This window comes from Kitasatospora sp. NPDC004531 (assembly GCF_053602195.1).
Window position 1 is genome coordinate 1 of record NZ_JBSGDD010000002.1, and the last position, 13414, is coordinate 13414.

Here is a 13414-nt window from a genome sequence, read left to right on the forward strand (position 1 = left end):
GGCTCCCAGTAGACGACTGGGTTGATAGGCCGGATATGGAAGCCCTGTGAGGGGTGGAGTTGACCGGTACTAATAGGCCGAGGGCTTGTCCTCAGTTGCTCGCGTCCACTGTGTTGTTCTGAAACAACGACCCCCGCTTCGTGCGGGTGGCGACAGTTTCATAGTGTTTCGGTGGTCATAGCGTGAGGGAAACGCCCGGTTACATTCCGAACCCGGAAGCTAAGCCTCACAGCGCCGATGGTACTGCAGGGGGGACCCTGTGGGAGAGTAGGACGCCGCCGAACAATTATTCAGGGAAAGCCCCCCGCCATTTCTGGCGGGGGGCTTTTTCGCGTTTCCGGGCCGGACGGGCACCCCGGGCCTGTTGCCGGGTGGTTCGGTGCACGGCACACTGTGGCGTCATGGTCGTGGAGCAGGGCGAGGGGGCCGGCGGAAGAGTCGGTCGGGGCGGCGACGACTTTCGGGTGTTCTACGAGGCCGCGTACGGTCAGCTGGTGGCGCACCTGTATGCGCTGACGGGCGATCTGGGTGAGGCGCAGGATGCTGCCCAGGAGGCGTTCGTACGGGCGTGGAACCACTGGGGGCGGCTGGTGTCGCACGAGAATCCGGTGGCCTGGGTGCGGCTGACGGGGCAGCGGATTGCGATCAGTCGGTGGCGGCGGGCGCGGACGGCGTTGCAGAGCTGGATCCGGCACGGGGACGCGAATCTGCCGGTTCCGGGGCCGGGGCCCGAGACGGTGGCGCTGGTGGAGGCGCTGCGGCAGTTGCCGGAGGCGCAGCGGTCGGCGTTGGTGTGGCACCACATGGGGGGTCGTTCGGTGGCGGAGATCGCCGCGGACGAAGGGGTGCCGGTGGGGACGGTCAAAGCGCGGTTGCATCGAGGGCGGCAGGCATTGGCGGCGCTGTTGGGGGAAGAGCCGGCGGCGGTCGTGGAGGAACCGGTGGTCGCGCCGCTGCGGCAGGTTCCGGCGGCTGCCGCGGGTGAGCGTACGACGGGTGAACGCACAGCGGGCGAACAGGAGTTGGCGGAGGCCGGCGGCGGCGGGGAGCGGGCGGTGACGGTGCGGTTGACGGGGGATCGGGTGGCGGAGGACTGGGGTTCCCATGTCTGAACCCGAGGCTGAGGCGGTGGAGACGGTGGGGACGGAGGAGCTTCCGGCGATCGGGGCGGCCCGGTTGGAGGCGATGTTCGACGGGTTGCGGCGCGAGGTGGTGCTGGCCGTGCCGGTGCCGCCGAGTGCGGAGATGGTGCGTCGGGGGGTGCGGCGGGCGCGGTACCGGGCTGGTGCGGTGGCGGTGGCGGGGGTGTTGGGCGTCGCGGTGCTGTGGTCGGCGGCGACGGTGTTGCCGCTGTCGGCGGGGCGCGGGCACGGGATGGCGGCGTACCCGGTGCCTCCGACGGCCGGTGCGACCGGGCCGGACGTGGCGCTGCCCTGGCCGGAGCCGCGGTTCCCGTTGTTGCCGTCGGTGGGCGGGGTGGTGGAGTGGCCGCCGCTGGAGTGGGCCGATGCGGAGGCGCGGGCCCTGGTGCTGGATGTGTCACGGATGCCGAGCGTGCTGGGCAGTTACGGCCCGTGGACGGCGGTGTCGGTGATGGACGAGACGTCGGCCGGGCCGTCGGCCTCGGCGTCGCTGGGACTTTCTCCCACCGCGGCTCCCGCCAACAGCCCTACCAACAGCACCTCCACCAGCTCCCCCGACAGCCCCGACCGGCTTGCAGGCGGCGCCTCACCGTTCGCGGATTCGACCGGACCGACCCGAGGCACGCCCGACAGCCCGGCGGCCGCCGGCGGGACCGGGAGCGCTGGTCCGGACGGGTACGGCGACGGGTTCGCGGACGGCTGCGTGTCGAGGCTGATCCGTACCTCGGGGGCCGAACTGCTGTGGGGGCAGCGGTACATCGACCCGGTCCACCCGGAGGCGTCGGCCCAGCAGGTGGTGATGCGGTTCGGCTCGCCCGCGGCGGCGGGGCAGCAGGCGACCCGGCTGATGCGGGGCGGGGAGTGCGTGAGTGCGGGGAATTGGAGGGTGGAGCAGCAGGTCGGCGCCGTGGTGGCGTTGGGGGTGCGCCAGCCGGTGGTGTTCGCGGAGGAGCTGGTCGTGCACGTCAGCGGCACCTCGGTGGCGGTGTTGACGGTACGGCGGGGCGGGCGCGGGGTGTCGCCTGCCGCAGGGCTGTCGGACCCGTTCCGGGCGGCGGCGCAGGAGTTCCTGCAGTTGCGAGCCACCGGCTGAGGCCTGCGGAGCGAGCCCCGGGTGTGTCCGGGGCGCGGTGGTCGGCATCGTTGCGCGCACCCGAAGCGGGCGCGGCGCGCCGGCGTCCGGAGGGTTTCGAAAAAAGTCCGCAGTGCGGTGCAACCGGTCTGCTTCGGGCCGCGTTGGTGTGGTGAGGCCGCTGCCGATCGGGGTGGTGGCCTGCGGGGGAACGCCCGGTCGGGTTGGTCGGGGCAGAACAGGGGACTGCCCCGGCTGCCCGGCCGGGCATCCGTGAGGGACGAGGCGTCGGGCCGGAGCACAGGCCGTGGTGAGCCGTTGGTTCGGCGGCCGGAGGGGAACGCGGTGGGGGCTGAGGCGGTGGGGGTGTCGGTCGTACCGGAGCCCGCGGGGTTGGCGGAGTTGCGTCGGCGGGCGGCCGCGGCGGGTCCGCCGCCGGCCGAGGGCATGGTGGTGTGCGAGAACCTGGTGCGGATCCACCGCTCCGAGGGCGTCGAGGTGCAGGCCCTGCAGGGTCTCGATCTGACGGTCGAGGACGGCGAGTTGATCGCGGTGGTGGGTGCGTCCGGTTCGGGCAAGTCGACGCTGCTGGGGATCCTGGCGGGGCTGGACGTGCCGACGGCGGGCAGTGCCCGGGTGGCGGGGCACGACCTGTTGGCGATGGGCAAGAAGGAGCGGTTGGCGTTCCGGCGCCGGACGGTGGGCTTCGTCTGGCAGCAGACGGCGCGGAACCTGCTGCCGTACCTGACGGCGGTGGAGAACGTGATGCTGCCGATGGCGTACGCGGCGGTGCCGCGGCGCGACCGGCACCGCCTGGCGATGGACCTGTTGGGGATGCTGGGGATCGGGCACCTGGCGGCGCGTCGGCAGGGGGAGATGTCGGGCGGCGAGCAGCAGCGGGTGGCGATCGCGGTGGCGAACGCGAACTCGCCGGCGCTGCTGCTGGCGGACGAGCCGACCGGCGAGCTGGACAGCGCGACCAGCGAGGAGATCTTCGCGGCGCTGCGGTCGGTGAACGAGGAGTTGGGGGTGACGGTGCTGATCGTCACCCATGACCTGATGGTGGCCCAGGAGGTTCGGCGCACCGTGCGGATCCGCAACGGGCGGACCTCCACGGAGGTGCTGCGTCCGGAGCGTGGCGAGCCGGGCGTGGAGTACGCGGTGCTGGACCGGGTGGGTCGGCTGCAGTTGCCGCAGGACTTCACGGAGGCGTTGGGGCTGAGCCGCCGGGTGCGGCTGGCGCTGGAGGAGGACCACATCGGGGTGTGGCGCGCGGAGGGGTCGGAGGTGCGCGGGTGAGCGGCGCGATGGTGGTCGTGGAGGACGTGCACCGGACGTTCGGCTCGGGCGACCGGGCGGTGCACGCGGTGCGCGGGGTGTCGTTCACGGCGAAGGCCGGGGAGTTGACGGCGCTGCGGGGCCGTTCGGGTTCGGGCAAGACGACGCTGCTGAACCTGGTGGGCGGGCTGGACTCGCCGTCGCAGGGCCGGATCAGCATCGCGGGGATGGACCTGTCGGGCCTGGACGAGGCGGGCCGGCTGGCGTTGCGGCGCGACCGGATCGGGTTCGTGTTCCAGTCGTTCGGGTTGATCTCGGTGTTGACGGCGGCGGAGAACGTCGGGGTGCCGATGCGCCTGCGCCGGGTGGCGGTGAAGGAGCGCGAGGAGCGGGTGCGGACGCTGCTGGCGATGGTGGGCCTGGCCGACCACGCGGCGCAGCGGCCGACCGAGATGTCGGGTGGTCAGCAGCAACGGGTGGCGGTGGCGCGGGCGTTGGCGAACGAGCCGGCGCTGTTGATCGCGGACGAGCCGACCGGGCAGCTGGACTCGGACACCGGCCTGGCGATCATGGAGCTGCTGCGGGCGGTGGTGCGCAGCGAGGGCGTGACGGCGCTGGTGGCGACGCACGACCCGCAGCTGATGGACCTGGCGGACCGGGTGCTGGAGCTGCGGGACGGCAGGATCGTCGAGTAGCCGCAGGCGGCCGGGAGGGTCAGGCCCAGAGTTCGCGGACCTGGTGGGCGATCCGCCGGGCCTGGGCCCGGCCGGCTTCGGCGGCGGGGGTGCGGACGGCGGTGTCCAACGGGTTGGCGCCGAAGGCGGCGAGTGCGTCCTCGTCGGGGGTGACGGCGAGGACGGCGCCGGTGGCCCGCAGGGTCTCCAGCTCGGTGTCGAGGTGGAGGTCGGTCATGGGGGCGACGATCAGGACGGCCTGTCGGCCGGTCATCAGGTCGGCGTTGGTGGTGCTGCGGATGCCGCCGTCCATGTAGCGGTGGCCGTCGATCTCGACGGTGGGCCAGATGCCGGGGATGGCGCAGCTGGCGGTGACGGCGTCGACCAGGGGGACGCCACTGCGGCGGTCGAAGGTGCGGAGTTCGCCGGTCTCGGCGTCGACGGCGGTGAGGGTGAGCGGCCGGTCGGGCCAGTCGTGGGCGGGGAGGCGGCCCGCGACGACGGCGCGCCGTTCGGCGGCGGGGACGGTCTCGGCGTCCAGGGCGAGGCGGCCGACGTGGCGGCGCAGTTCGGCGGGGTCGGTGATTTCGGCGAGCAGGGCGTTCCACGTTTCGAGGAACGTGGTGAGGCGGTCGGCGGGCGGGACGATCTCGGGGTTCTGCAGGGCGGGTTCGGTCTGCCGCCGGTAGAGCTCGGCGAGCGGGAGGCCGGAGGCGAGTTGGCCGGCGACGGTGGCGCCGGCGGAGGTGCCGAGGATGTGGTCGGCGGTGTCGGGGACGTCGAGGCCGGTCTCGGCGAGGCCGTGGAGCAGTCCGGTGGTCCAGGAGATTCCGGCGAGGCCGCCGCCGCCGAGTACGAGTCCGCGCATGGTGGGTGCCCCCTGGTCGAGTTGATCGATGCGTTCGGCATTCTGGCTCAACGGCCGTCAAGAAGTTGACAATTATTCGGCCGAGACAGTCTGATCAGCGGATATTCCGATTGCAGGGCTTAATCTCGGGGGCATGGTGCACACGGGCCGCGGCCGACTGCGGATCTACCTCGGGGCGGCCCCGGGCGTCGGTAAGACGTACGCCATGCTCGCCGAGGCGCACCGCAGGATCGACCGCGGCGCCGACGTGGTGGTCGGCTTCGTCGAGACCCACGGGCGGGCCCGCACCGCCGAACTGCTCGACGGACTGGAGAGCGTCCCGCGCCGCGCCATGACCCACCGGGGAGCGGAGTTCACCGAACTCGACCTGGACGCGGTGCTGGCGCGCGACCCGGCGGTCGCGCTGGTCGACGAGCTCGCCCACACCAATGTCCCCGGTTCGCGCAACGCCAAGCGCTGGCAGGACGTCGAGGAACTGCTCGCGGCCGGGATCGACGTCATCTCCACCGTCAACATCCAGCACCTGGAGTCGCTCGGCGACGTGGTCGAGGGCATCACCGGTGTCCGCCAGCGGGAGACCGTCCCGGACGAGGTGGTGCGGCGGGCCGACCAGATCGAGCTGGTCGACATGTCGCCGCAGGCGCTGCGCCGCCGGCTGGCGCACGGCAACGTGTACGCGCCGGAGAAGGTGGACGCGGCGCTCGCCCACTACTTCCGGCTCGGCAACCTGACGGCGCTGCGCGAACTGGCGCTGCTGTGGACGGCCGACCGGGTCGACGAGTACCTCCAGCGCTACCGGGCCGAGCAGGGCATCCAGGGCACCTGGCAGGCCCGCGAGCGGATCGTGGTCGGTCTGACCGGAGGGCCGGAGGGCGCCACGCTGATCCGCCGCGCCGCCCGGATCGCGGCCCGGGCCAGCGCCGGCGAACTGCTGGCGGTGCACATCTCGCGCTCCGACGGCCTGTCGGGCTCCTCGCCGCAGACGCTGATCGAGCAGCGCGCGCTGGTGGAGAGCCTCGGCGGCAGCTTCCACTCGGTGCTCGGCGACGATCCGGCGGCCGGCCTGCTGGACTTCGCGCGCGGCGTCAACGCCACCCAGATCGTGATCGGCACCAGCCGCCGCAAGGTCTGGCAGTACGTGTACGGGCCGGGCGTCGGCCTCACGGTGGCCCGGGACTCCGGGGACATCGACGTCCACATGGTCAACCACGAGCACGCGGCGCGCGGCCGGGGCCGGATCCCGATCCGCAAGGTCACCGACCTGGGCCGGACCCGGACGGTGGCGGGCTGGCTGATCGGCGTGGCCGGTCCGCCGCTGCTGGCGCTGGTGCTGAGCCGGTTCCACGGGCAGGGGCTGTCCACCGACATGCTGCTGTTCCTGTCGCTGACGGTGTGCGCGGCGCTGGTCGGCGGACTGTTCCCGGCGATAGCCTCCGCGCTGGTCTCCTCCTCGGCGCTCAACTACTACTTCGCGCCCCCCATTCACACCTTCACCATCGCCGAGCCGCAGAACATCCTGGCGGTGGGGATCTTCGCGGCGGTCGGCATCGCGGTCGCCACCGTGGTCGACCTGGCCGCCCGGCGCAGCCACCAGGCGGCCCGCGCCCAGACCGAGGCGCAGACCATGTCCGCGCTGGCCGGCACCGTGCTGCGCGGCGCGCCCAGCGGCGAAGGGGTGCTGACGGCGCTGCTGGAGCAGGTCCGGGAGACCTTCCAGCAGGAGGCCGTGGCCCTGGTCGAACGCGCCGACCCGCACGCCGCCTGGCATGTCGCCGCCTCGGCCGGCCCACGACCGCCGGCCGGTCCCGAGCAGGCGGACGTGGACGTGCCGGTCGGCGAACGCCTCGCCCTGGTGCTGCGCGGCCGGGTGCTGCCCGCCGCGGACCGGCGGATGCTCGGCGCGTTCGCCAACCAGGCCGCCGTGCTGCTGGAACGCCGCCGGCTGGCCGGGGAGGCCGCCGCCGCCCGCCGCGAGGCCGAGGGCAACCGGATCCGCACCGCGCTGCTGGCCGCCGTCTCGCACGACCTGCGCACCCCGCTGGCCGGGATCAAGGCCGCTGTCACCTCGCTGCGCGCCGAGGACGTCGAATGGGACCCGGAGGACGAGGCCGAGCTGCTGGCCGGGATCGAGTCCGGTGCCGACCGCCTCGATCATCTGATCAACAACCTGCTGGACATGAGCCGCCTGCAGACCGGCACCGTCACCCCGCTGCTCCAGCCCACCGACCTGGACGAGGTGGTGCCGTTCGTGCTCGGCGGCGTCCCGCCCGGCAGCGTCCGCCTCGACGTGGCCGAGTCGCTGCCGATGGTGCGCGCCGACGCCGGACTGCTGGAGCGGGTGCTGGCCAACCTGGTGGAGAACGCCGTCAAGTACGGCCCGCCCGACAGCCAGGTGCTGGTCAAGGCCGACCTGCTGCCGCGCGACGGCCGGGTCGAACTGCGCATCGTGGACCGCGGCCCGGGCGTCCCCGAGGAGGCCCGGGAGCGGATCTTCGCCCCGTTCCAGCGCTACGGCGACGCCCCGCGCGGCACCGGCGTCGGCCTCGGACTCGCCGTTGCCCGCGGCTTCGCCGAGGCGATGGGCGGCGCCGTCACCGCCGAGGACACCCCCGGCGGCGGGCTGACCATGGTGGTCTCGCTGCCCGCCGTCGACCTGCACGACCGCACCGACGACGAAGAGGACCGCAGCGACCGCGGTCACGACCGCACCGACAACGGAAAGGCCGGTCCCGCATGACCCGGGTCCTGGTGGTGGACGACGAACCGCAGATCGTCCGCGCCCTGGTGATCAACCTCAAGGCCCGCAAGTACGAGGTGGACTCCGCCCACGACGGCGCGAGCGCCCTGGAGCTGGCCGCCGCCCGCCATCCCGACGTGGTGGTGCTCGACCTCGGCCTGCCCGACATGGACGGCGTGGAGGTGATCCGCGGCCTGCGCGGCTGGACCCGGGTGCCGATCATCGTGCTGTCCGCCCGGCACGCCTCCGACGAGAAGGTGGAGGCGCTGGACGCCGGCGCCGACGACTACGTCACCAAGCCCTTCGGCATGGACGAGCTGCTGGCCCGGATGCGCGCCGCGGTCCGCCGCGCCGAGCCGGTCAGCGCCGAGGGCGAGCCGGTGGTCGCCACCGACTCGTTCACCGTCGACCTGGCCGCCAAGAAGGTCAACCGTCAGGGCGCCGACGTCCGGCTCACCCCCACCGAATGGCACCTGCTGGAGGTGCTGGTCCGCAACTCCGGGCGGCTGGTCAGCCAGACCCAGCTGCTGCAGGAGGTGTGGGGGCCGGCCTACCGCAAGGAGACCAACTACCTGCGGGTCTACCTGGCGCAGCTGCGCCGCAAGCTGGAGGCCGACCCGTCGCACCCCCGGCACTTCATCACCGAACCCGGCATGGGCTACCGCTTCGAGCCGTGACCGGGACGTGACCGGCGCGGCCGGAGCTCTGCCGCCGGGAGGCGGTGAACCGGTACCCTTCCGGCATGAGTGGTGACAACATCGGCGACCAGCCGCAGGGCCGTTTCCGCCGCATGCTGAGCCGGCTGACGTCCTCCTCGGAGGAGCTGGCCGCCCAGGAACTGCGGCAGGACACCGCCGAGGCGGGCTGCACCCCGATCGCCGCCTGCGGCGACCGCGAGATCGTCACCGTGGCAGGCACGCTGCGGACCGTCACGCTCCGCCCCCGCGCGGGTGTGCCCGCGTTGGAGGCCGAGCTGTTCGACGGCACGGAGGCGCTGGACGTGGTGTGGCTGGGCCGTCGCTCGATCGTGGGAATCGAGCCGGGCCGCCGTTTGATCGCCAGCGGCCGGATCGGCCACGCACGCGGGCGCCGCGTGCTCTTCAACCCCCGCTACGAGCTGCGTCCGGTGGGACACGGGAGCGAGTCCGCGTGAGCAACGAGGCCGAGGCGATCCGAGTGACCGCGCACGACCCGCAGGGCGACGAGCAGAACGGTGCGTACGAGCGGGACGCCTCCAAGGAGGCGGCCGAGACGGTGTTGAAGGCCTTCGGCGGCGTCCGCGGCATGGTCGACATGACGCTGCCCGGCCTGGTGTTCATCATCGCCTTCAACATCACCCACAAGGTGCCGGTGGCCGCCTGGTCGGCGCTGGCCCTGTGCGCGGTGTTCGTGGTGGTCCGGCTGGCGCGCCGGGAGACCATCCAGCACGCCTTCTCCGGCGTGTTCGGAGTGGCGATCGGCGCCTGGATCTCGATGAAGACCGGCAAGGCCGAGGACTTCTACCTGCCCGGCCTGCTGTGGAACGTCGGCTACTGCGTGGCACTGGCGGTCTCCGCCCTGGTGCGCTGGCCGATGATCGGACTGATGCTGGGCCCGATCACCGGCGAGATGTTCACCTGGCGCAAGCAGAACCCGGGCCGGCTGGCCGCCTACACCCGGGCGACCTGGGCCTGGGTGCTGATCATGGGCCTCAAGCCGCTGATCCTGTTCCCGCTGTACTTCACCCACAACGTCAACCTGCTGGGCTGGCTCAAGGTCGCGCTCGGCATTCCGCCGCTGCTGCTGGCGATGTACGTGACCTGGCAGATCCTGCTGAAGGCGCCGCCGCCGATCAAGGCGGAGCTGCCGGAGGACGAGCAGGAGTAACCCGTACGCATGACGGAGGGCCCGCGCACCGCGCGGGCCCTCCGTCGTACCGCGGGGCGGATCAGCCGGCCAGCAGCGTCTCCAGCTCCTCCTCGCGCTCCTGCGCGGCGACGAACAGCAGCTCGTCGCCGGCCTCCAGGGTGTCGCTGCCGCCGGGCACCAGCACCCGGCCAGCCCGGATGATGGTGACCAGCGCGGTGTCCACCGGCCACGCGACGTCCGCGACCCGGGTGCCGACCAGGTTGGTGTCGGCGGCCAGGGTGAGCTCGACCAGGTTGGCGTTGCCCTGCGAGAAGCGCATCAGCCGGACCAGGTCGCCGACGCTGACGGCCTCCTCGACCAGCGCCGACATCAGCCGCGGGGTGGAGACGGCGACGTCCACGCCCCACGACTCGTTGTACAGCCACTCGTTCTTCGGGTTGTTCACCCGGGCGACCACCCGGGGCACCCCGTACTCGGTCTTGGCGAGCAGCGAGACGACCAGGTTGACCTTGTCGTCACCGGTGGCGGCGATCACCACGTGGCAGCGCTGCAGGGCGGCCTCGTCCAGCGAGGTGATCTCGCAGGCGTCGGCGAGCAGCCACTCCGCCAGCGGGACCCGCTCCACCGAGATGGAGTTCGGGTTCTTGTCGATCAGCAGGACCTCGTGGCCGTTCTCCAGCAGCTCTCCGGCGATGGAACGGCCGACGGCACCGGCTCCGGCGATGGCGACGCGCATCAGTGACCAGCCTCCTCGGGGCCCTTGGCGAAGGCCGCCTCGACCGCGGTCAGTTCGTTGCGGCGCAGCATCACATGGACCAGGTCGCCCTCCTGGACGACCATCTGCGGGGTGGGCAGCACGCCCTCGCCGACCCGGGTGACGAACGCCACCCGGACCCCGGCGGCGGCCTCCAGCTCGGACAGGCGGTGGCCGATCCAGGCGGGGGCGAACGCCACCTCGGCGAGCTGCACGGCGCCCGACGGGTCCTGCCAGACCGGCTCGGCGCCGCTGGGCAGCAGCCGGCGCAGCATCTGGTCGGCGGTCCAGCGGACGGTGGCGACCGTCGGGATGCCCAGGCGCTGGTAGACCTCGGCGCGGCGCGGGTCGTAGATGCGGGCCGCGACGTGCTCGACGCCGAAGTTCTCGCGGGCCACCCGGGCCGCGATGATGTTCGAGTTGTCGCCGCTGGAGACGGCGGCGAAGGCGCCCGCCTCCTCGATGCCGGCTTCCTTCAGGGTGTCCTGGTCGAAGCCGACGCCGGTGACCCGGCGCCCGTTGAAGCCCGCGCCGAGCCGGCGGAAGGCGGTCGGGTCCTGGTCGATCACCGCGACCGAGTGACCTTGTTTCTCAAGCGTTCTGGCGAGGGCGGAGCCCACGCGCCCGCAGCCCATGATGACGATGTGCACGCGACTACCTCAGCCGTTCCGTTGGGGTTATGACCTGCGTAAACACCGCTCATCGTCCTTCCGTGCACCCGATTGCGGGGGCGACTTGTCGGTCGCGCCTGTGATCCGACGCGAGGGGGCAACCAGGTGGTGCCCGCGAACCCTTAATCCGACACGCTAGCCGGTCCGCCGAACACAGTCTCGACCAAGGTGGCCCCGCGAGGCATCGAGTGCCACCGCGAGCCCTTACGATTCCTTGCTGTGCCTATGCCTGCTGACCTACCGAAACGCATCCTGATCGGGCGTGCGCTGCGCAGCGACAAGCTGGGGGAGACGCTGCTCCCCAAGCGGATCGCGCTGCCGGTGTTCGCCTCGGACGCGCTCTCCTCCGTGGCGTACGCGCCCGAGGAGATCCTGCTCACGCTGTCGCTGGCCGGGGCCGGGGCGATCCACTTCTCCTGGCAGATCGGTGTCGTGGTCGCCGTCGTGATGCTCGCGGTGGTCGCCTCGTACCGGCAGAACGTGCACGCGTACCCCAGCGGCGGCGGCGACTACGAGGTCGCGACCGTCAACCACGGGTCGAACTCCGGCCTGGTGGTGGCCAGTGCGCTGATGGTCGACTACATCCTCACCGTGGCGGTGTCCACCACCTCGGGCGTGGCCAACGTGGTGTCGGCGGTGCCGGCGCTGCGCGGGCACGAGATGGCGCTGTCGGTGTTCCTGGTCATCCTGCTGATGGGCATGAACCTGCGCGGCGTGCGCGAGTCCGGCTCCGCGTTCGCGGTGCCGACGTACGCGTTCATGGTGGGCGTGCTCGGCATGGTGGTCTACGGCCTGGTGCGGCACTTCGGGTTCGGCGCGGAGCTGCCCGCGGAGAGTTCGGCGTACCACCTGGAGGCGACGCCCGGGAACGGCGGGCTGGCCGGGTTCGCGCTGGTCTTCCTGCTGCTGAAGGCGTTCTCCTCCGGCTGTGCCGCGCTGACCGGTGTGGAGGCGATCTCCAACGGCGTGCCGGCGTTCCGCAAGCCGAAGAGCAAGAACGCGGCGACCACGCTGCTGATGATGGCGAGCATCGCCGTCACGATGTTCATGGGCATCATCTACCTGGCCCACCTGACCGGCACGCAGATGGCCGAGAACCCCGCCGAGCAGCTGATCGGCGCGCCCGCGGACTACCACCAGAAGACCGTCCTCGCGCAGATCTCCGAGGCGGTGTTCTCCAACTTCACCCCGGGCTTCTACTTCGTCGCGGGCACCACCGGCCTGATCCTGGTGCTGGCCGCGAACACCGCGTTCAACGGCTTCCCGGTGCTCGGCTCGATCCTCGCCCAGGACCGCTACCTGCCGCGGCAGCTGCACACCCGCGGCGACCGGCTGGCGTTCTCCAACGGCATCGTGCTGCTGGCCGGCGCGGCGATCCTGTTCATCGTGGCGTTCGGCGCCGACCCGAACCGGCTGATCCAGCTGTACATCGTCGGCGTCTTCGTGGCGTTCAACATGAGCCAGTCCGGCATGATCCGGCACTGGACGCGGCTGCTGAGGACCGAGACCGACCCGAAGAAGCGCGCCCGCATGCAGCGCAGCCGGGCGATCAACACCTTCGGCCTGGTGATGACCATGGCCGTGCTGATCGTGGTGCTCGCCACCAAGATCGGCCACGCCTGGATCGCGATCGCGCTGATGGTGGTGCTGTTCGTGATGATGAAGGCGATCCGCCGCCACTACGACAGCGTCAACTCCGAGCTGACGGCCGCCGAGGAGCCCGCCGACGTCGCCCCGCCGACCCGGGTGCACGCCATCGTGCTGGTCTCCAAGCTGCACAAGCCCGCGCTGCGCGCCCTCGCGTACGCCCAGCTGTCCCGGGCGCACGCCCTGGAGGCCGTCACCGTCAACGTCGACCCGGTCGACACCGCGGCGCTCCGCAAGGAGTGGGACGAGCGCGGCATCGACGTGCCGCTGAAGGTCCTCGACTCGCCGTACCGGGAGATCACCGGCCCGGTCCTCGAGTACGTGAAGAACCTGCGCCGCGACAGCCCGCGCGACGTGGTCGCGGTCTACATCCCCGAGTACGTGGTCGGCCACTGGTACGAGCACCTGCTGCACAACCAGAGCGCGCTGCGGCTCAAGGGACGACTGCTGTTCAAGCCCGGTGTGATGGTGACATCCGTACCCTGGCAGTTGGAGTCCTCGGAGCGGCGCAAGGCGCCCAAGGCGTGGTCCGCGCCCGGCGCGGTGCGCCGCGGTGAGCCCCGTCCGCGACGCGGGCAGGCTCCCGGGGAGTCCCGGGTCGGCCAGGACGACGCCGCGCCGCGCGACTGAGCGGCGCAGCCCGTCCGGCCTCCCGATGGCCTTCAACGGGCCCGTGGCGGACCTTCCCGGTCCGCCGCGGGCCGCCGTGTTCTCCACCGTCCG

Annotated in this window: 12 protein-coding genes and 2 rRNA genes; 11 read left to right on the forward strand and 3 right to left on the reverse strand. The window is 72.1% G+C overall.

Features of this window, described 5'->3' with window-relative positions; all coding sequences use genetic code 11:
• The 6 genes from ACWEMJ_RS01270 to ACWEMJ_RS01295 form a co-directional block, all read left to right on the forward strand.
• A 23S ribosomal RNA gene (locus ACWEMJ_RS01270) occupies positions 1 to 93 on the forward strand; the annotation flags it as partial.
• Between the two features lie 74 nt (positions 94 to 167).
• Positions 168 to 284 (forward strand): 5S ribosomal RNA (gene rrf, locus ACWEMJ_RS01275).
• A gap of 117 nt (positions 285 to 401) precedes the next feature.
• Positions 402 to 1112: a SigE family RNA polymerase sigma factor gene (locus tag ACWEMJ_RS01280; protein WP_452134850.1), complete on the forward strand. Its 711-nt coding sequence runs from the start codon at positions 402 to 404 to the stop codon at positions 1110 to 1112.
• Positions 1105 to 2235, forward strand: a complete 1131-nt coding sequence (locus ACWEMJ_RS01285; RefSeq protein WP_452134851.1) for a hypothetical protein — start codon at positions 1105 to 1107, stop codon at positions 2233 to 2235. The genes ACWEMJ_RS01280 and ACWEMJ_RS01285 overlap by 8 nt, the downstream gene beginning before the upstream one ends.
• Positions 2236 to 2607: 372 nt before the next feature.
• The gene (locus ACWEMJ_RS01290; protein ID WP_452135005.1) at positions 2608 to 3513 is read left to right on the forward strand and encodes an ABC transporter ATP-binding protein; all 906 of its coding nucleotides are present in this window, start codon (positions 2608 to 2610) and stop codon (positions 3511 to 3513) included.
• A gap of 8 nt (positions 3514 to 3521) precedes the next feature.
• A complete protein-coding gene (locus ACWEMJ_RS01295; protein ID WP_452135006.1) occupies positions 3522 to 4187 on the forward strand; it encodes an ABC transporter ATP-binding protein in 666 nt (221 codons plus the stop codon).
• A 19-nt stretch (positions 4188 to 4206) separates the two neighbouring features.
• On the opposite strand, the gene ACWEMJ_RS01300 is transcribed toward ACWEMJ_RS01295, so the two are convergent.
• Complete coding sequence (locus tag ACWEMJ_RS01300; RefSeq protein ID WP_452134852.1) at positions 4207 to 5034, reverse strand: patatin-like phospholipase family protein; 828 nt, start codon at positions 5032 to 5034, stop codon at positions 4207 to 4209.
• A gap of 133 nt (positions 5035 to 5167) precedes the next feature.
• On the opposite strand from ACWEMJ_RS01300, the gene ACWEMJ_RS01305 reads away from it, so the two are divergent.
• The 4 genes from ACWEMJ_RS01305 (at position 5168) to ACWEMJ_RS01320 (ending at position 9637) form a co-directional block, all read left to right on the forward strand.
• Positions 5168 to 7771, forward strand: a complete 2604-nt coding sequence (locus ACWEMJ_RS01305) for an ATP-binding protein (protein ID WP_452134853.1) — start codon at positions 5168 to 5170, stop codon at positions 7769 to 7771.
• Positions 7768 to 8448, forward strand: coding sequence for a response regulator (locus ACWEMJ_RS01310; protein ID WP_452134854.1), 681 nt, complete (start codon positions 7768 to 7770; stop codon positions 8446 to 8448). The genes ACWEMJ_RS01305 and ACWEMJ_RS01310 overlap by 4 nt, the downstream gene beginning before the upstream one ends.
• Positions 8449 to 8513: 65 nt before the next feature.
• On the forward strand, positions 8514 to 8924 hold the full coding sequence (locus ACWEMJ_RS01315) for an OB-fold nucleic acid binding domain-containing protein (RefSeq protein ID WP_073812423.1): 411 nt from the start codon (positions 8514 to 8516) through the stop codon (positions 8922 to 8924).
• The gene (locus ACWEMJ_RS01320; RefSeq protein WP_452134855.1) at positions 8921 to 9637 is read left to right on the forward strand and encodes a DUF3159 domain-containing protein; all 717 of its coding nucleotides are present in this window, start codon (positions 8921 to 8923) and stop codon (positions 9635 to 9637) included. Before ACWEMJ_RS01315 ends, ACWEMJ_RS01320 begins: the two co-directional genes overlap by 4 nt.
• 61 nt (positions 9638 to 9698) lie before the next feature.
• Here the strand turns inward: ACWEMJ_RS01320 and ACWEMJ_RS01325 are convergent, their stop codons facing one another.
• Positions 9699 to 10355, reverse strand: a complete 657-nt coding sequence (locus ACWEMJ_RS01325) for a potassium channel family protein (RefSeq protein ID WP_452134856.1) — start codon at positions 10353 to 10355, stop codon at positions 9699 to 9701.
• Positions 10355 to 11023, reverse strand: a complete 669-nt coding sequence (locus ACWEMJ_RS01330) for a potassium channel family protein (RefSeq protein WP_452134857.1) — start codon at positions 11021 to 11023, stop codon at positions 10355 to 10357. Before ACWEMJ_RS01330 ends, ACWEMJ_RS01325 begins: the two co-directional genes overlap by 1 nt.
• A gap of 246 nt (positions 11024 to 11269) precedes the next feature.
• On the opposite strand from ACWEMJ_RS01330, the gene ACWEMJ_RS01335 reads away from it, so the two are divergent.
• Positions 11270 to 13321, forward strand: coding sequence for an APC family permease (locus ACWEMJ_RS01335; protein WP_452134858.1), 2052 nt, complete (start codon positions 11270 to 11272; stop codon positions 13319 to 13321).
• Positions 13322 to 13414 lie beyond the last annotated feature (93 nt).

Bases quoted from the DNA above. Each gene is read 5' to 3' on its own strand.
- ACWEMJ_RS01280 (WP_452134850.1), top strand. From the start codon at position 402: ATGGTCGTGGAGCAGGGCGAGGGGGCCGGCGGAAGAGTCGGTCGGGGC.
- ACWEMJ_RS01285 (WP_452134851.1), top strand. From the start codon at position 1,105: ATGTCTGAACCCGAGGCTGAGGCGGTGGAGACGGTGGGGACGGAGGAG.
- ACWEMJ_RS01295 (WP_452135006.1), top strand. From the start codon at position 3,522: ATGGTGGTCGTGGAGGACGTGCACCGGACGTTCGGCTCGGGCGACCGG.
- ACWEMJ_RS01300 (WP_452134852.1), bottom strand. From the start codon at position 5,034: ATGCGCGGACTCGTACTCGGCGGCGGCGGCCTCGCCGGAATCTCCTGG.
- ACWEMJ_RS01305 (WP_452134853.1), top strand. From the start codon at position 5,168: ATGGTGCACACGGGCCGCGGCCGACTGCGGATCTACCTCGGGGCGGCC.
- ACWEMJ_RS01310 (WP_452134854.1), top strand. From the start codon at position 7,768: ATGACCCGGGTCCTGGTGGTGGACGACGAACCGCAGATCGTCCGCGCC.
- ACWEMJ_RS01315 (WP_073812423.1), top strand. From the start codon at position 8,514: ATGAGTGGTGACAACATCGGCGACCAGCCGCAGGGCCGTTTCCGCCGC.
- ACWEMJ_RS01325 (WP_452134856.1), bottom strand. From the start codon at position 10,355: ATGCGCGTCGCCATCGCCGGAGCCGGTGCCGTCGGCCGTTCCATCGCC.
- ACWEMJ_RS01335 (WP_452134858.1), top strand. From the start codon at position 11,270: ATGCCTGCTGACCTACCGAAACGCATCCTGATCGGGCGTGCGCTGCGC.